At 71.2% G+C, this 17327-nt stretch carries 14 protein-coding genes and 1 pseudogene; 8 read left to right on the top strand and 7 right to left on the bottom strand.

From position 1 onward, the window contains the following. Positions 1 to 104: 104 nt before the first annotated feature. Positions 105 to 1001 (bottom strand): LysR family transcriptional regulator ArgP, encoded by an 897-nt coding sequence (locus QE399_RS05985; RefSeq protein WP_309827048.1) that lies wholly within the window; start codon positions 999 to 1001, stop codon positions 105 to 107. Positions 1002 to 1097: 96 nt separating this feature from the next. On the opposite strand from QE399_RS05985, the gene QE399_RS05990 reads away from it, so the two are divergent. The 3 genes from QE399_RS05990 (at position 1098) to QE399_RS06000 (ending at position 2835) form a co-directional block, all read left to right on the top strand. After that, a complete protein-coding gene (locus tag QE399_RS05990; RefSeq protein ID WP_309827049.1) occupies positions 1098 to 1787 on the top strand; it encodes a LysE/ArgO family amino acid transporter in 690 nt (229 codons plus the stop codon). Then, positions 1784 to 2194, top strand: a complete 411-nt coding sequence (locus QE399_RS05995; protein WP_309827050.1) for an ACT domain-containing protein — start codon at positions 1784 to 1786, stop codon at positions 2192 to 2194. The genes QE399_RS05990 and QE399_RS05995 overlap by 4 nt, the downstream gene beginning before the upstream one ends. Before the next feature lie 80 nt (positions 2195 to 2274). Then, the gene (locus QE399_RS06000; protein WP_309827052.1) at positions 2275 to 2835 is read left to right on the top strand and encodes a gamma carbonic anhydrase family protein; all 561 of its coding nucleotides are present in this window, start codon (positions 2275 to 2277) and stop codon (positions 2833 to 2835) included. 30 nt (positions 2836 to 2865) lie between these two features. Here QE399_RS06000 and QE399_RS06005 read toward each other — a convergent pair whose 3' ends face one another. After that, a complete protein-coding gene (locus tag QE399_RS06005) occupies positions 2866 to 3789 on the bottom strand; it encodes a LysR family transcriptional regulator (RefSeq protein WP_309827053.1) in 924 nt (307 codons plus the stop codon). 49 nt (positions 3790 to 3838) lie between these two features. Here QE399_RS06005 and QE399_RS06010 point away from each other — a divergent pair, with 49 nt between their 5' ends. Continuing rightward, positions 3839 to 5188, top strand: a complete 1350-nt coding sequence (locus QE399_RS06010) for a Zn-dependent hydrolase (RefSeq protein ID WP_309827055.1) — start codon at positions 3839 to 3841, stop codon at positions 5186 to 5188. Positions 5189 to 5279: 91 nt separating this feature from the next. Here the strand turns inward: QE399_RS06010 and QE399_RS06015 are convergent. Continuing rightward, a pseudogene (locus tag QE399_RS06015) lies at positions 5280 to 6410 on the bottom strand (Bug family tripartite tricarboxylate transporter substrate binding protein); the annotation flags it as partial. Here QE399_RS06015 and QE399_RS06020 point away from each other — a divergent pair. After that, entirely contained in the window at positions 6376 to 8286 is a 1911-nt protein-coding gene (locus QE399_RS06020; RefSeq protein WP_309827057.1) for a B12-binding domain-containing radical SAM protein, read from the top strand. The pseudogene QE399_RS06015 and the gene QE399_RS06020 sit on opposite strands and share 35 nt — an antisense overlap. 865 nt (positions 8287 to 9151) lie before the next feature. On the opposite strand, the gene QE399_RS06025 is transcribed toward QE399_RS06020, so the two are convergent. Next, on the bottom strand, positions 9152 to 10522 hold the full coding sequence (locus QE399_RS06025) for an AsmA family protein (RefSeq protein ID WP_309827058.1): 1371 nt from the start codon (positions 10520 to 10522) through the stop codon (positions 9152 to 9154). A 228-nt stretch (positions 10523 to 10750) separates the two neighbouring features. On the opposite strand from QE399_RS06025, the gene QE399_RS06030 reads away from it, so the two are divergent. Continuing rightward, entirely contained in the window at positions 10751 to 12037 is a 1287-nt protein-coding gene (locus tag QE399_RS06030; protein WP_309827059.1) for a solute carrier family 23 protein, read from the top strand. Between the two features lie 145 nt (positions 12038 to 12182). Here QE399_RS06030 and QE399_RS06035 read toward each other — a convergent pair whose 3' ends face one another. Further along, positions 12183 to 12905 carry a TFIIB-type zinc ribbon-containing protein gene (locus QE399_RS06035; RefSeq protein WP_309827062.1) on the bottom strand — a complete coding sequence of 241 codons (723 nt, stop codon included), beginning with the start codon at positions 12903 to 12905 and terminating at the stop codon, positions 12183 to 12185. Between the two features lie 169 nt (positions 12906 to 13074). Between QE399_RS06035 and QE399_RS06040 the strand changes: the two genes are divergently transcribed. Both QE399_RS06040 and QE399_RS06045 read left to right on the top strand, forming a co-directional pair. Then, a complete protein-coding gene (locus QE399_RS06040) occupies positions 13075 to 14595 on the top strand; it encodes an acetyl-CoA hydrolase/transferase family protein (protein WP_309827063.1) in 1521 nt (506 codons plus the stop codon). 143 nt (positions 14596 to 14738) lie between these two features. Further along, positions 14739 to 15158 carry a hotdog fold thioesterase gene (locus tag QE399_RS06045; RefSeq protein WP_309827064.1) on the top strand — a complete coding sequence of 140 codons (420 nt, stop codon included), beginning with the start codon at positions 14739 to 14741 and terminating at the stop codon, positions 15156 to 15158. 115 nt (positions 15159 to 15273) lie between these two features. Here QE399_RS06045 and QE399_RS06050 read toward each other — a convergent pair whose 3' ends face one another. After that, positions 15274 to 16860 (bottom strand): gamma-glutamyltransferase family protein, encoded by a 1587-nt coding sequence (locus tag QE399_RS06050; protein WP_309827065.1) that lies wholly within the window; start codon positions 16858 to 16860, stop codon positions 15274 to 15276. Further along, positions 16850 to 17266, bottom strand: a complete 417-nt coding sequence (hpxZ, locus tag QE399_RS06055) for an oxalurate catabolism protein HpxZ (protein ID WP_309827067.1) — start codon at positions 17264 to 17266, stop codon at positions 16850 to 16852. Before hpxZ ends, QE399_RS06050 begins: the two co-directional genes overlap by 11 nt. Positions 17267 to 17327 lie beyond the last annotated feature (61 nt).

A 17327-nucleotide genomic window follows, 5' to 3' on the forward strand; every position in this document is an offset into this window, starting at 1 on the left:
AGGCGCAAAACGCAGCAATAGCGTGGCTATTGCGAGTCTTTGCAACGCCGCAGACTGCCCAAGGCCGCAGATGCATACGGCGCGGTGATTCGTGCAGAGGTTCCCTAGCGCAGCACCCCGCGCGCTGCGGCCATGGCACTGTGCGCCAGCGCCTCCAGGCGCGGCGACTGCTGCGCCCAGCGGTGCCAGTACAGCGGCACGTCGGTCGCCGCCTCGGGCAGTACGTCCACCAGCTCGCCCCGCTCCAGCGCGTCGCCGATCTGCAGCTGCGGCACCATGCCGTAGCCCAGCCCCAGGCGGATGGCGGCCACGAACGGCTCCGACGCCGGCACGTAGTGGGTGGGGTAGGCGCTGGCCGGCAGGCCCAGCGTGCGCAGCAGCGCATCGGCATGCAGCAGGTCCTTGCGGTTGAAGACCACGGCCGGCGCCCGCTGCGCGGCGGCCCGCGTCAGGCCGCGGCGGAACCACTGCGCGGCGAAGGCCGGCGTGGCCACCAGCCGGTAGCGCATGGTGCCCAGCGGCTCGGCCACGCAGCCGCGCATGGCATGCGCCTCGGCCGCCACGCAGGCGTTGACCAGCCCCGCCGCCAGCAGCGCATCGGTGTGGGCCTGGTCGTCCACCACCAGCTCCAGCACGATGCGCTCGCGCGCCAGCACCGGCGCCAGGGCGGGCAGCAGCCAGGTGGCCAGCGAATCCGCATTCACCGCCAGCGCGGCCTGGAAGAAGCCCTCGCCGCCGTCGGGCGCTCCTGCCAGGCCGGAGAGCAGATCCTGCTCCATCAGCCGCGTGCGCTGCAGGTGCTGCAGCAGCTGGCGCCCCGCGCGCGTGGCGCGGCAGGGCCGCCCCCGCACCACCAGGGCCTGGCCCAGCGCCGTTTCCAGCGCGCGCACGCGCAGCGAGACGGCCGACGGCGTGAGGTGCAGGCGCACGGCCGCCTGCTCGAAGCTGCCCGTCTCGGCCACGCCCAGAAAGGCTTCGCATTGCTTGGAATCGAGTGCCATCGCGCGCTAGACCACCAAAGTGAAGAAATTCTCAGCCATCCCGATATTTTCCAAGATGTGCTGCATCTTGAGGACTGCGTCCGCACAATGCCGCCCATGTTTGCTTCCCTTCCCTGGATACCGCCACTGCTGCAGGGCTTCGGCATGGGCGCCGGGCTGATCATGGCCATCGGCGCGCAGAACGCCCATGTGCTGCGCACCGGCCTGCGGCGACAGCATGTCGGGCTGACGGTTGCCGCCTGCATCGCCGTCGACGTGATCGCCATCGCCGCGGGCGTGGCGGGCATGGGGGCGCTGGTGCAGCGCAGCCCCGTGCTGCTGGCGCTGGCACGCTGGGGCGGCGCGGCCTTCCTGGCCTGGTACGGCCTGGCCGCGGCGCGCCGTGCGCTGCACCCGGCGGCGGCCCTCACCGCCGGTCCGCAGGCGGGGCCCGCGCCCTCGCGCCGCACCGCGCTGGCGGCAGTACTCGCCGTTTCGCTGCTTAACCCGCACATGTACCTGGACACGGTGGTGCTGCTCGGCGCGCTGGGCGGCCAGCAGCCGCCAGGCCTGCAGGGGTGGTTTGCGGCGGGCGCGGCCACGGCCTCCACGCTGTGGTTCGTGGCCCTGGGCTGCGGGGCACGCCTGCTGGCGCCGTGGTTCGCGCGGCCCCAGGCGTGGCGCGCATTGGATGCCTTGGTGGCCGCGGTGATGGGGGCACTGGCGCTGACGCTCGCGCTCGCGCCGCTCGGACCCGCCGCACCCCTTTCCTCGTCCGCGGCACCCTCCGCCCCCACCGCACCATGACTACTCGACACATCACCCTGCAGCCTCTGGCCGGCACCTACGCCATCGCGCGCCTCGCCCCCGACAGCGCGTTTCCCGCCTGGGCCGACGGCCCCGGCTTCGTCACCGTCTCGCGCACCCGCGACGAGCTGTCGGTCACCTGCCTGGAGGAGCGCGTGCCCGCAGACATGCAGGCCGACCGCGGCTGGTGGGCATTGCGCTTCGTCGGCCCGTTCGCGTTCGGTGCAACGGGCATCGTCCTGTCCGTGATCCGCCCGCTGTCGGAGAACGGCATCGGCGTGTTCGTGGTGTCCACCTTCGACGGCGACCACCTGCTGGTGCAGCAGGCCGACCGCGAACGCGCGTGGGCACTGCTGTGCGCCGCCGGGCACACGCTGCTGGCGCCGGAGGATGCAGCCGCAACCTGACGCGGTGGGCACAGGCGCAGGCAGGCCGATGCAGTACGCTCGGCCGCCATCCGTCCGCTGCTTTTTCACCAAGCCCCGCCATGCCCCTCTCCCCCTACCTCGATACCGCGCCCATGCTGGAAGCCGGCGCCTTCGTCCACCCTTCGGCCCAGGTCATCGGCGATGTGCAACTGGGGCCCGACAGCTCCGTGTGGTGCAACGCCGTGCTGCGCGGCGACGTCCACCGCATCACCGTGGGTGCCTGCAGCAACGTGCAGGATCTGAGCATGGGCCATGTCTCGCACCGCAACCCTGCCAAGCCCGAGGGCTCGCCGCTGGTGATCGGGGACCATGTCACGGTAGGCCACGGGGTGATCCTGCACGGCTGCCGCATCGGCAACGAATGCCTCATCGGCATGGGCTCCATCGTGATGGACGACGCGGTGATCGAAGACCGCGTGATGCTCGGTGCCGGCAGCCTGGTGCCGCCGGGCAAGGTGCTGGAGAGCGGCTACCTCTACATCGGCCGCCCCGCGGCACGGCAGCGGGCGCTGACCGAGGCCGAAATCGCCTACCTGAAGTACTCCGCCGAGCACTATGTGCGGGTGAAGAACAACTACCAGGCCCCGCCTACTCCCACGGAAGCGCCGCAACCGCCCTGAAGCCGCGCCAGCCGCACAGGCTGCGGGAGCTCACTCCGCTGCGCGGCCAGCCTCGGCAATCGCCTGCACGACGGCCTGGAGCGCGCGGCCCAGCGGCTTGTCGTTGCGCAGCACCAGGCCCATGCGGCGATGCAGCCGGGGGGTGAGCGGGCGCACCTCCAGCTCGGCCGCGGCACCCGGCCCGCTCACCGCCATGCGCGGCAGCAGGCCGACGCCCAGCCCGGCACCCACCATGGCCTTGATGGCCTCCACGCTGTCGAACTCCATCTGCGGGCGCGGCACCGCCCCGCCGCGCCGCAGCCAGGCATCGGCGATCTGCCGCGTGGTGGCGGTGGCATCGAAGGCCAGCAGCGGCAGCGCCGCCACGGCGCGCGGCGTGCAGCGGGCCGGCAGCGCAGGCGTGCCGCCGACGCGGCCCACGGCCACCAGCTCGTCCTGCAGCACTTCCACCACGCTGAGCGCGCGTGAAGCCACGGGCAGGGTCACCAGCGCCAGGTCCAGCGTGTTGTGCTCCACGCCGCGCAGGCAGTGCTCGGTGTTGCCGGTGCTGACCACCACCTCCAGGCGCGGGTGGGCGGTGCGCAGCCGGTGCAGCACCGGCGGTAGCAGGTACAGGCAGGTGGTGAGCCCCGTGCACAGGCGCACCCGGCCGGCCACCTCGCTGGCGTGCGTGCCCACGGCGCGCAGCGCGGCCTCCAGCGCGGCGGCAATGGCGGGCACATGCTGCAGCAGCTCCGCCCCGGCGGCGGTCGGGCGCACGCTGCGGCCCACGCGCTCCAGCAGGCGCACGCCCAGGCGGCGCTCCAGCTGCCGCACCTGCAGGCTGACGGCCGGCTGGGTCAGCCCCAGGCGCTCGGCGGCGGCCGAGAACGTGCCTTCGCGCGCCACCAGATCGAAGGCGCGCAGCGGCTCCAGCGGCAGCTCGGAAGGCAAAGAAAATTTTATGCGTTGCATGCGTTACCCAAGATTCCTTGCGCAAGCATAGCGGGGCACCATAGTCGGCATGGACACCCGCCTTCCCACCGCCCCTCCCTTCCCCACGCCCGCCGCCAGCCCGGCCGCGCCTGCACCGCCCCAAGCCGCCCCCGCCGATCTGCCGCTGGACCCGGCCCGCCTGTGGCGCCGGCTGGAGGCCCTGTCGCGCTTCACCCGGCCCGACCTGCCGTGGACGCGCCGCGCCTTCTCGCCCGAGTTCACCGCCGCGCGGGCCTGGCTGGCCGGCGAGTTCGCCAGCGCCGGCCTGGCTGTGCACACGGACGCGGCGGGCAACCTGATCGGCCGCCGCGAGGGCCGCGTGCCCGGCTCCCCGGCGCTGGTGAGCGGGTCGCACAGCGACACGGTGCTGCAGGGCGGCCGGTTCGACGGCATCCTGGGCGTGGTGGCGGCGCTGGAGGTGGCCCATGCGCTGCACGACGCCGGCCAGACCTGGCACCACCCGCTGGAGGTGGTGGACTTCCTGGCCGAGGAACCGACGGACCATGGCGTCTCCTGCGTGGGCAGCCGCGCACAGGCGGGCCTGCTGGACGTGCCGCTGCTGCAGGCCGCGGACGCCCAGGGCGAGACGCTGGCCCAGGCGCTGCAGCGCATCGGCGGCGCACCCGAGCGGATCGACAGCGCCCGGCGCGCACCGGGCAGCGTGGCGGCCTTCGTCGAGCTGCACATCGAGCAGGGGCCGGTGCTGGAGCAGGAGGGCCTGGCCATCGGCGCGGTGACGCACATCGTGGGCATCCACCGGGTGGAGGTCACCGTGACCGGCCAGCCCGACCACGCCGGCACCACGCCCATGCACCTGCGCCACGACGCCCTGGCCGGCGCGGCGGCGATCATCACGCTGGCCCACCACCGGGCCCTCGCCCTGAGCCAGCCGGGCCGCTACGTGGTGGCCACCGTGGGCCGCCTGGCCGTCGAGCCCAACGCCACCAACACGGTGCCCGGGCGGGTGCGCATGAGCCTGGAGGTGCGCAGCGACGACCCGCAGGTGCTGCGCACGTTCGTGGACGAACTACTGCAGGCCACGGCCGGCGAGATGCAGCGCTGCCGCGTCTCGGCCGCCGCGCGCACGCTGACGCAGACGCAGCCCACGCAGGCGGACGAGCGGGTGATCGCCGCCATCGAGCAGGCGGCGCGCCGCCACGGCCACGCGCACCGGCGCATGCCCAGCGGCGCGGGGCACGATGCCGTGCCGATGGCGCGCCTGGCCCCCATGGGCATGGTGTTCATTCCCTGCCGCGGCGGACGCAGCCACTGCGCCGAGGAGTGGAGCGAACCCGCGCAGGTGCTGGCGGGCACGCAGGTGCTGGCCGCGGCGCTGCAGGGGCTGGACGCTCAGCTGGCCGCACCACCCCTCCAGTGACCGCCTGCGGCCGGGCCGGTGCCGTCAGTCGGCGCTCATGCGGGGCCCGGGCGGCCACGGCGCGCATCAGCGGCAGCTCGCGCTCCAGCAGCGCGTCGGCCTGCTTGGCGGGGCCGACCACCGCTTCGACGCCCTGGTCCGCCAGCGCCTTGCGCACGCCGGGGTCGGCCATGGTTTCCATCAAGGCCTTTTCCAGCTTGGCGTGCACGGCCGCCGGCAGGCCGCGCGGCGCCATGACGGTGCCCCACGATTCCAGCACCACGTCGGGGAAGCCCGCCTCGGCGAACGTGGGCACCTGCGGCAGCGTGGGCAGGCGCTTGGGCGAGGCCACGGCGATGGCCTTGACCTTGCCCGCCTTGATCTGCGGCGCGGCGGTGACCACGGTGTCCATGGCCAGCGGCAGCTGTCCGCCGATGAGGTCGGTGAGCATGGGCGCGCTGCCCTTGTAGGGCACGTGCAGCAGCTGCACGCCCAGGGCCAGCCAGGCGATCTCGGCCGTGAAATGCGAGGCCGTGCCCGCGCCGAAGGAGGCATAGGGCAGCTGGCCCGGCGCCTTCTTCGCGGCGGCCTGCACCTGGGCAACCGTGCTGAAGGGCGCGTCCTTGCCGGCCAGCAGCACCATGCCGGCGCGGCTCAGCATGCCGATCTGCTCGAAGCTCTTCACGGAGTCGTAGGGCAGGTCCTTGCGCACGGCCGGGTTCAGCGTGAGCATGGAACCCGAGCCGATCAGCAGCGTGTAGCCATCCGGCGCGGAGCGCGCCACGTAACCGGCCGCCACGGCTGTGCCGCCGCCCGGGCGGTTGTCGATGACCACGGGCTGGCCCAGCTTCTCGCCCAACTTGGGCGCGATGGCGCGGCCGATGGTGTCGCTGCTGCCGCCGGGCGGGAAGGGCACCACCAGCGTCACCGGGCGCGAGGGGTAGGCGGGCTGCGCCAGCACCCCCGCAGAGCCCACCCATGCGGCAGCGGCCACGGCCGCGACTTTCCAGGCCCAGGCCCGACGTTGCATCTTCATCACTACCTCTTGCTTGCAGAAAAAACCGAAGCCGCGATGGTATGCAAGCCCACAGATGAGCCTGGCATATCGATAGATGCCATTGCCACAGTGCCTCGGCCTGAGTGTCCCTGCCTGAGCGCGGCGGCCCACCGGCCGGGATAATCGGGGGCCCTCCCGCCCCACGCCTTCCATGTCCGACACCGCCTGCCGCGTGCTGGCCGTCATCCCGCCGATGACGCAGCTGAACACGCCCTACCCGTCCACCGCCTACCTCACGGGCTTTCTGCGCTCGCGTGGCGTGGCCGCGTTCCAGGAGGATCTGGCGCTGGCGTTGGTGCTGCGGCTGCTGTCGCCCGAGGGGCTGAAGGCCGTGGCGGCGCGGGTGGAGGCCATTCCTCCGAAGAAGCGCAGCCCCGCCGTGCAGTCGTTCGCTGCGCAGCAGGACCGGTACCTCGCCACCATCGGCCCGGCCATTGCCTTCCTGCAGGGGCGCGACAGCACGCTGGCGCACCGCATCGCGGGCCGCCACTACCTGCCCGAGGGGCCGCGCTTCGCCACGCTGGACGTGTACGTGGACGACGAAGGCGGCGATCCGCTGGGCTGGGCCTTCGGCGCCCTGGGCCTGACCGACAGGGCCAAGCACCTGGCCACGCTGTATCTGAACGACCTGGCCGACGTGCTGCGCGACGCGGTGGACGAACGCTTCGAGTTCGTGCGCTATGCCGAATCGCTGGCCGGCAGCCAACCGACTTTTGATCCGCTGGCCGAAGCCCTCGCCGCGCCGCCGACGCTGGTGGACGACCTGCTGCAGCAGCTCACGCACGAGGCCATCGAGCGCCACCAGCCCACGGTGGTGCTGCTGTCCGTGCCCTTCCCCGGGTCCGTGTATGCGGCCTTCCGCATCGCCCAGGCCATCAAGGCGCGGCACCCGCACATCGCCACCGTGCTGGGCGGCGGCTTCGTGAACACCGAGCTGCGCGAACTGGCCGATGCGCGCGTGTTCGACTTCTTCGACTACGTGACGCTGGACGCCGGCGAGCGCCCGCTGCTCGCGCTGCTGGAGCACCTGCAGGGCCAGCGCGGCCGCCAGCGCCTGGTGCGCACCTTCGTGCGCAACGACGCAGGCGCCGTGCAGTACGTGAACCTGATGGAGGCCGACGTCGCGTTCGCGGAGGTGGGCACGCCCACCTGGGACGGCCTGCCGCTGGACCGCTACCTGTCGCTGCTGGACATGCTCAACCCCATGCACCGGCTGTGGAGCGACGGGCGCTGGAACAAGCTGACCGTGGCGCACGGCTGCTACTGGAAGAAGTGCAGCTTCTGCGACGTGAGCCTGGACTACATCGGCCGCTACGAAGGCGCCAGCGCCGAGGTGCTGGCCGACCGCATCGAGGCCATCGTGCGCGAGACGGGCCAGACGGGCTTTCACTTCGTGGACGAGGCCGCACCGCCCAAGGCACTCAAGGCCCTGTCGCACGAACTGATCGCGCGCAACGCCGGCATCAGCTGGTGGGGCAACGTGCGCTTCGAGAAGACCTTCACGCCCGACCTGGCCGAGCTGATGGCCGACAGCGGCTGCATCGCCATCTCGGGCGGGCTGGAAGTGGCGTCGGACCGGCTGCTGAACCTGATGAAGAAGGGCGTGAGCGTGGACCAGGTGGCGCGCGTGACCAAGGCGTTCAGCGATGCGGGCATCCTGGTGCATGCCTACCTGATGTACGGCTTTCCGACGCAGACGGTGCAGGACACGGTGGACGCGCTGGAATACGTGCGCCAGCTGTTCGCCAACGGCTGCATCCAGAGCGGGTTCTTCCACCGCTTTGCCTGCACGGTGCATTCCCCGGTGGGGCAGAACCCGGCCGAGTACGGCGTGACGCTGGCACCGCTGCCGCCCGGAGACTTCGCCAAGAACGACGTGGCGTTCATCGACCCGACGGGGGTGGACCATGATGCGCTGGGGTTGGGGTTGAAGAAGGCGATCTACAACTACATGCATGGGATCGGGTTGGAGGAGGATGTGCGGGCTTGGTTTCCGTTTCATGTGCCGAAGACCACGGTGAACCGCCGGCGGATTGAGAAGGCTTTGATGGCTCGGGCTTGATCTTCTTTTGGTCGAATTGGCTTCTAGCGCTTATATGGTGAGCGCATGCAGCTATCATTTTTGAATGTTGCTGAGCGACTGCTTCCCGGGGCCGGGGGGTGCGCCCGGCGGCGCACTCACTTTCTTTCGCTTCGCCGAAAGAAAGTGAGCAAAGAAAGGGCGACCCTACTGCCCGCGTCCCCTTCGCTTGCGCTACGGGGCAGCCTGCGATGCTCGCGCAGACAGGGCCGCCGTGGAACTCACTGCGCTGCGGAGCAGCTCCGTTCGGACAGCCACGGCGAGTCAGTTCACGAGGCATGCGCGCTCCGACGCGCATGCGCCCTGCCCGCGCTCGGCTTCTCGGCACGGGCAGAAGGGAACCCGAACGCCCCACACGGGCCGTCGCTGCGCTCGGCCCTTACGGGGCGGAGTGCGCGTGCTCTGCGCTTGCGCAGGCGCGCAGCGCCGCGAAGGCCGGGTCGAGCGCAGCGATGACCCGAGTCGTCCCACTTCCCTTTTGGATGCGCCGAGGAGCGCAGCGGGTGGGGTGGGCATGTGTGCCGAAGGACACACATGCTTCGTGCACTGACTGGCCGCAGTTGTCCGAACTTAGCGCTGCAAGCGCGCAGTGAGTTCTGCGGCCCACCCCACCCGCGAGCACCACAGGTTGCCCCGTAGCGAAGCGAAGGGGACGCAGACAGCAGGGCCCTTTTTTTTGCTTACTTTCTTTTGGCGAAGCAAAAGAAAGTGAGTGCGCCGCCGGGCGCACACCCCGGCCCCGGTAAGCAAACGCTCAGCCACACCCCAAAAGGCCCCTGAAGACAACTACCAAATCAATAGCTACCAGCGCTTACCCCATAAGCGCCAGAGCCCCAAAACACCCCCATCAAGGCGCCGGATGCAACGGCTCCGGCACCCCCTGCCTCCGGGACTTCTCCTTCTGCCCGGAAGGCGCATTCTTCCCCCCCGCCGCAGGCGCTTCCGGCGTATCCCCCCCGCCAAACACCCGCCGCAACGTCTCCCCGATCCGTGCCCCCAGCACCGTCCCCACGCCCGGCGCCACCACCGTCCCCACCGCCGCACCGGCTGCCGCGGCCGGCGGCAGGCTGAGGCTCACGTCCGACACCGGCCCGCTGAACTCCAGCGGCACGCCCACCACGCCGTCCACCAGGTCCACGGCCACGTTGCCCGACACCCGCTGGTCCTGCACCGTGGCCTCGCCGGTCGCGGTGAGCACACCCGAGGTGGCCTTCAGATCGCCGTAGCGCACGATCGTGCCCCGCGGGTGGCCTTGGGTGTGCGCGGTGCCGGTCAGGCTGTCGAGCTGCGTGGTGCCCTGGTGCTCACGGCCGGCGGTCTTCACGGCGCGCTCCAGGTCGAAGGTGAGCAAGCGGGCGCGCGCCACGGTGAAGCGCGTGTCGGTGCGCAGCGCGCGCAGCGCCTTGGCGGGGTCGGCGCCCTCGGCCACCAGGTCGGTGCGGCCGCGCGCCTTGCCGGCCACCAGGGATTTGCGCTCGAAGGCCGCCAGCATGCCCACCACATCCACGCCGGTGAAATCGACCTGCCCGGTGATGCGGTAGCGATCGGCGGTCTGCTGCAGGCGCAGCTCGCCCTCTTCGGTGCGCCCGCCGGCGGTCACCCAGGCGCGCCAGCGGTCTTCCTGCGCGTGGCGTTCGATCTTCAGGGCGGCGGGCATCGGCTCGGCGCCGGCGCGTTCCAGCAGGCCGGTGCGCGGGCGCCACAGCGGGTCGAAGTCCACCGCGCCGGAATAGGCCAGCGCGCGGCCGCGCCGCGTGACCCAGCGCACGTCGCGCCAGGCCGCATGCTCCACGGGGATGTCGGCGATCTGCAGGCCCAGGGGCAGATCGGCCGTGCTCCGGCTCTCGTCGCCCTGCTGCTGCACGTCGAAGCCCGACAGCGATACCTGCGGCACGGTGGCGTCCTGCAGTTCCAGGCGGGTGAGCGCCAGGCGGCGCTGGCCCAGCAGCTGGCCCCAGCGGGCTTCGGCCTCGATGCGCTTGGCGGTGAGCGGCGCCTCCTGCTCGGTGCGCACGTCCTCCAGCACCACGCGCGGCTGCGGCCACAGCGACCACTGCAGCCGCCCCACCACCACGGTCACGCCGACGGCCTCGCTGGCGGCGGCGCCGGCGCGCTGCGCCAGCTCCTCGTCGGAAGGCAGCCACCAGGCGATGGCAAGGGCCGCCACCGCGATGAGCGCGGCCACGGTTCCCAGAACGATCCAGAGCGTGCGGCGCATGGCGGTGAGGTCGAGGTTGGAGAAGACAAGAGGACGGGGAAAAGGCCAGGGCCGGCCGCCGTGCCCGGTGCAGCGGCAGCCACACGGGAGCGGGGCCGGCTCAGCAGCCACCGTAGCGGAAAACCAGGGCCTCGCCGGGTCATCCGTTTCCGACGAAGCGCGTGCGCCATCGGCCCGGGCAGCCCCTACACTCGCGCACGTTCCAAAAAAAGTCCAAGAGGAGTTCCTGTGTCCACCTACTTCCCCCGCTGGCGCGAGACGCGTGCCACCCAAGGCACCGTCGTCGCGCCCGACGAGCGCCTGCCCTGGGGCCAGACCGCCGCCATGGGCGTGCAGCACGTCATCGCGATGTTCGGCGCCACCGTGCTGGCGCCCATCCTCATGGGCTTCGATCCCAACATCGCCATCCTGATGAGCGGCCTGGGCACGCTGATCTTCTTCATCGTGACGGGCGGCCGCGTGCCCAGCTACCTGGGCTCCAGCTTCGCCTTCATCGGCGTGGTGATCGCCGCCTCGGCCTATGCCGGCAAGGGCCCCAACGCCAACATGGCCGTGGCGCTGGGCGGCATCATCGCCTGCGGTGCGCTGTACACGCTGATCGGCGTGATCGTGCAGGCCGTCGGCACGGGCTGGATCGAGCGCTTCATGCCGCCCGTGGTGACGGGCGCCGTGGTGGCCGTGATCGGCCTGAACCTGGCTGGCGTGCCCATCAAGAACATGGCCGCCAGCAACTTCGACAGCTGGATGCAGGCCGTGACCTTCGTCTGCGTGGGCCTGGTGGCCGTGCTCACCCGCGGCATGCTGCAGCGCCTCTTGATCCTGGTGGGCCTGATCCTGGCGAGCGTCGTCTACGCCGTGCTGACCAACGGCTTGGGGCTAGGCAAGCCGCTGGACCTGTCCGGCGTGGCCGCCGCCGCCTGGTTCGGCCTGCCGACCTTCACCGCGCCCGTGTTCAGCGGCCCCGCCATGCTGCTGATCGCCCCCGTGGCCATCATCCTGGTGGCCGAGAACCTGGGCCACATCAAGGCCGTGACGGCCATGACGGGCCAGAACCTGGACCGCTACATGGGCCGCGCGTTCATCGGCGACGGCATCGCCACCATGGTGAGCGGCAGCGCCGGCGGCACGGGCGTGACCACCTACGCCGAGAACATCGGCGTGATGGCCGCGACCAAGATCTATTCGACCGCCGTGTTCCTGGTGGCCGGCCTCATCGCGCTGGTGCTGGGCTTCTCACCGAAGTTCGGCGCGCTGATCCAGGCCATCCCGCTGCCGGTGATGGGCGGCGTGTCCATCGTCGTGTTCGGCCTGATCGCCGTGGCCGGCGCCAAGATCTGGGTGGACAACCGCGTGGACTTCTCGGACAACAAGAACCTGATCGTGGCCGCCATCACGCTGATCATCGGCACTGGCGAATTCACGCTCAAGTTCGGTGACTTCGCGCTGGGCGGCATCGGGACCGCCACGTTCGGCGCGATCATCCTGTACGCACTGCTGAATCGTCGCAGCGCATAAATCGGAAAGCACCGCCAGCGCTCGCGGTGCCCCTCCCCCGTCAGCAGACACCGCGCAAGGGCCGCCCCGCAGCGCTGGTGTCGTCCCCCTTCCCATCGCGCAGCGATGAGAGAAGGGGGAGGCGGCAAAGCCGCTCAGGGGGTTGTCACCTCTTCAACCAGTTCCAGACGAGGTCGACGCCGATCTCCAGCAGATCGAAGCGGGTCTGCGTTTCGGTGAAACGTTCCTTCTGCCGCTCGCGCAGCTCCCGGTTGCGGTCACGCTCGATGGCGATCAGCGCGTCCGCCAGGTCGGTGGGCCGCGCCGGCTCCTCGGTGCGGCGGGCGGCGCGGCTGTGCCGCTCCAGCGCCTCGTCCACGGCTTTCGGGTCCAGCAGCGACAGCGCCGAGCGGCAGTACGGGCAGGCGTGGTCGTTGCGGATGTCCACCGTGCCGCCGCAGTTGGTGCAACCGATGGTGCCCACGCGCTGGGCCAACGCCTCGATCTCCATCGACGAGAGATGCCGCACGAAGCCCTTCTCGACCATGAACGAACCGAAGGTGCTGAAGCGCCCGTGCCCGGCAGCGCAGCGGTAGGTCATGTAGCGGCCGAACTTGGCCATGTCGTAGCCGGCATCCAGCGCCTTCGGGCAGCGCGGGCAGTGCAGGCGCTGCGCCAGCGGCTGGTGCGCCTCGCCCCGGCGTTCGTGCAGTAGCTCGAACAGCTCCAGCACCGCCGCGGGCGCCAGGCGCGTGTTCTCCTGCGGGTCGAACCACAGGCCCTGGCAGGCGAAGCACAGGTCCAGCTCCAGGGTGCCGCCGCCGTGCGCGGCGAAGCGGCGGATCTCGGTGGGCTGGCGGCAGGAGGGGCAGCGGGGCGTGAACGGCATGGTGGCGCGCATGGTACCGCCCCGCCCAGGGTGACGGGCGCCGCATACCGCGCGCATAGGGCGGCGGAATGCAGGTGCGGCGCCGGGCAGTGGCACAGGCCGCTGCTACCATGCAGGCGTGAACCGCAAGCCGCCCCCGGGCGGCATTTTTTCGACCGGAGAGGCTCCCATGACCTTGGCAGAGCGCGTGCGCTACGCAGACTTCCACCCCCGCATCATGTCGGCCGACGCGGCTGCCGCGCTGATTCCCCACGGCACCAACGTCGGCATGAGCGGATTCACCGGCGCGGGCTACCCCAAGGCCCTGCCCCAGGCCATCGCCGCCCGCGCCCGGGCCGAGCACGCCGCCGGCAAGCCCTACAAGATCAACGTGTGGACGGGCGCCTCCACCGCGCCCGAGGCCGACGGCGTGATGGCCGAGGCCGACGCCCTGGGCCAGCGCCTGCCGTTCAACACCGACCCGATCGCGCGCCGCAAGATCAACGAAGGGCAGATCGACTTCATCGACATGCACCTGTCGCACGTCGCGCAGCACGCCTGGTTCGGCTTTCTGGGCCCCATGCAGGTGGCGGTGGTCGAGGTGCTGGGCGTGACGGCCGACGGCCTGCTGATCCCGTCCACCTCGGTGGGCAACAACAAGACCTGGCTGGAGATCGCGGACCACGTGATCCTGGAGGTGAACACCCAGCTGCCCGCGCGCATGGAGGGCATGCACGACATCTACTACGGGACGGCCATTCCGCCGCGCCGCGTGCCGATCGCCATGACGCATGCGGACGACCGCATCGGCGAGCCCTACCTGCGCGTGGATCCTTCCAAGGTGGTGGCCGTGGTGGAGACGCACCGGGGCGACCGCGACAACGTGTTCGCCGCGCCGGACGCCAATTCCCACCTCATCGCCGCATCGATCATCGACTTCCTGGCGCACGAGATGAAGATGGGCCGCCTGCCCAAGGAAATGCTGCCCGTGCAGTCCGGCGTGGGCAACGTGGCCAACGCCGTGCTGGCCGGGCTGATGACGGGCCCGTTCGAGAACCTGCTCGGCTTCACCGAGGTGCTGCAGGACGGCATGCTGGACCTGCTGCGCGCCGGCAAGATGAGCAAGGCCTCGGCCACGGCCATCTCGCTGAGCCGGGCGGCGTTCGAGGACTTCGAGAAGAACATCGACTTCTACCGCGAGCGCATCCTCCTGCGGCCCCAGGAGATATCGAACCACCCCGAGCTGGTGCGGCGCCTGGGGATCATCGCCATGAACTCGATGATCGAGGCCGACATCTACGGCAACATCAATTCCACGCACATCATGGGCTCGGCCATGATGAACGGCATCGGCGGCTCGGGCGACTTCGCGCGCAACGGCTACCTGTCGTTCTTCGTCACGCCGTCGGTCGCCAAGAACGGCGCCATCAGCTGCATCGTGCCCATGGTTTCGCATGTGGACCACACCGAGCACGACACGCAGATCATCGTCACCGAGCAGGGCCTGGCCGATCTGCGCGGCCTGAGCCCGCGCCAGCGCGCGCAGGTCATCATCGACCGCTGCGCCCATCCCGACTACCGGCCCCTGTTGCAGGACTACTTCGACCGCGCCCGGGCGCAGGGCGCGCAGCACACGCCGCACCTCCTGGGCGAGGCGCTGGGCTGGCACCAGCGCTGCCTGGCAACGGGCACGATGCGGCCCGCGGCCTGACCGCGCCGCCTTCCGGCACGGCCAAGGCGCGCTCCCGGATGCGGCGGGCACCGGCCTGGCGCGCCCGTCGCGTGCGTGTCTGGCGGCGCGGGGGGCGCGCCAGATAATGGGCCATTGCCCAAGAGCCAAGGAGCCGCACCGCCATGTCCATCTGGAAGAAGCCCATCACCCTCGCGCAACTGAACACCGGCGCCGCGAACGCCGTCACGCACCTGGGCATCGAGATCACCGAGATCGGCGACGACTTTCTGCGCGGCCGCGTGCCGGTGGACGACCGCACCCGCCAGCCCTTCGGCCTGCTGCACGGCGGCGTGAGCGTGGTGCTGGCGGAATCGCTGGGGTCGATGGGCGCGTTCTACGCCGCGCCCGAGGGCTGGACGGCCGTGGGCCTGGACATCAACGCCAACCACTTGCGTGCCGTCAAGGACGGCTGGGTCACCGGCACCGCGCGGCCCGTGCACATCGGCCGCACCACGCAGGTCTGGCAGATCGACATGGCCAACGAGGCCGGCGAGCTGACCTGCGTGTCGCGCATCACCATGGCCATGCTGGCGCCACGCTGAGCGCAGCAGCAGGCATCAAAATCGATAGCTGCCTGCGCTTGCCCATCAAGAGATTCAAAACCATTTGGCCTTGAACTCCTTGTTCGATGAGCGCATGCAGCTATTGTTTGGATAGCTAAACGCCGGCACAGATGCCGTCGGCGCGCGGGTCGGTGGCGCCTTCGATGCGCCCGTCCGGGTGCACGGCCACCGCGCCGGCGTGGCCCATCATGTCCTCGAAGGCGCCCACGACCTGCACGTCGTGCCCGGCGCTGCGCAGCGCCTCGACCAGGGCCGGATCGAAGCGCGACTCCAGCTTGAGGTTGGTGGACTGGTCGCCCCAGGTGCGCCCCAGCAGCCAGCGCGGCGCCGTGATGGCGGCCTGCATGTCCTGCCCGAACAGCACATGGCGCGTGAAGAACGCCGCCTGCGTCTGCGGCTGGCCCTCGCCGCCCATGGTGCCGTAGGCCAGCACGCGGCCGTCGTCCAGCAGCGCGAGCGCGGGGTTCAGCGTGTGAAACGGCAGGCGGCCCGGCACCAGCTGGTTGGGCCCGGCATCGAGCGTGAACGAGGCGCCGCGGTTCTGCCACTGCACGCCCGATTCGGGCAGCACCACGCCGCTGCCGAACTCCCAGTACACGCTCTGGATATAGCTCACCACACGGCCGTGCGCGTCGGCCGCGCCGAGCCACACCGTATCGCCGGGCGCCGTGGGCACGGGCCAGGGTGCGGCGCGCTGCGCATCGATGTGTGCGGCCTCGGCATCCAGCGCGCCGGGCTGCAGAAACGCGGCCGGGTCGGCCTGCATGGTGGCCGGGTCGCCCACATAACGGTTGCGCCAGGCGAAGGCGCGCTTGGTGGCCTCCACCACGCCATGCACATGCGCGAAGCCTTCGGCCTGCGAAACGCCCAGCCGGTCGAACAGTCCCAGGATGGCCAGCGACGACACGCCCTGCGTGGGCGGCGGCTGGTTGAACACCCGGCCGGCCGACAGGCGCACCGACAGCGGCGCCACCGGCTGCGCACGCCAGCCCTGGAGATCGGCCAGCGCCAGCGGGCTGCCCACGGCCTGCAGGTCGCGCGCCATGCTCTGCGCCAGGTCGCCGCGGTAGAAGTCGTCCAGCCCCGCATGGGCCAGCCGGTCCAGCGTGGCGGCGATGCGCGGCTGGCGCAGCGTGTCACCCACGCGCGGCACGCCTTGGGCGGCAAAGGCTTCAGCGAAGCCGGGCACGCCGGCCAGCTCGCCCCACTTGGCCTGCGTGAGCCCCACCTGCGATCCGGTGACGGGCACGCCCTCGCGCGCATGGCGGATCGCATCGGCCAGCAGGTGCGGCAGCGGCAGCGGCTTGCCCCAGGGGCGCGCCACGGCCAGCGCCTCGGCCCAACCGCCGACGGCGCCGGCCACGGTGAGCGCCGCACGCGGGCCGCGCGTGGGAATGGCCGCATCGCCGTGCGCGCGGTAGAAGGCCGCATCGGCCGCCTGGGCCGCGCTGCCGCAGGCGCGCACCGCCACGGGCGCGGCCATGCCGGGCTCGTGGATCAGCCAGAAGCCGTCGCCGCCGATGCCGTTCATGTGCGGGTAGACCACGGCGATCGTGGCCGCCGCGGCCACCATGGCCTCCACCGCGTTGCCGCCATCGCGCAGCACGGCCGCACCGGCCTGGGCCGCCAGGTGGTGGGGCGCCGTGACCATGCCGCCCCGGCAGTGCAGGCTATGCAGCATGGGCCACCTCCTTCGGTGCATCCATGAGCGAGACATGCGCCGCCACCACGCACCAGCCCTGGTCCGGCGTGCGCAGCCAGGTCTGCTGCTGGCGGCCGATGCGCGCGCTGCCGTCGCGCGTGAACTCGGTGCTGGCCGTGGCCAGGTCGCGCCCGTAGGTGGTGATGCAGGTGTTGCGCAGCGTGCGCGCCAGCCCGGCGGACGGGCGGGCATGGCGGAACGCACGGATGGCGTCGATGCCGTAGAGGTTCTCGGTGGCGCCATAGCGCACGGTGTGCGGGCTGTGGAAGAACAGCGCGTCGAGCGCCTCGACCTCGTTGTGCACCAGCGCGTGCTCGTAGCGCGCGAAGGCGGCCCTCACTTCGGCCAGCACCTCGGGCAGGTTGACCAGGATCGCTTCAGGCATGCAGTCGTCTCCGTTCTCTTCGTGTTCCGGCGATTGTGGGGCGTGGCGCGGGGAGGGGGAG

This window comes from Paracidovorax wautersii (assembly GCF_031453675.1).
Taxonomy (GTDB): Bacteria; Pseudomonadota; Gammaproteobacteria; order Burkholderiales; family Burkholderiaceae_C; genus Paracidovorax.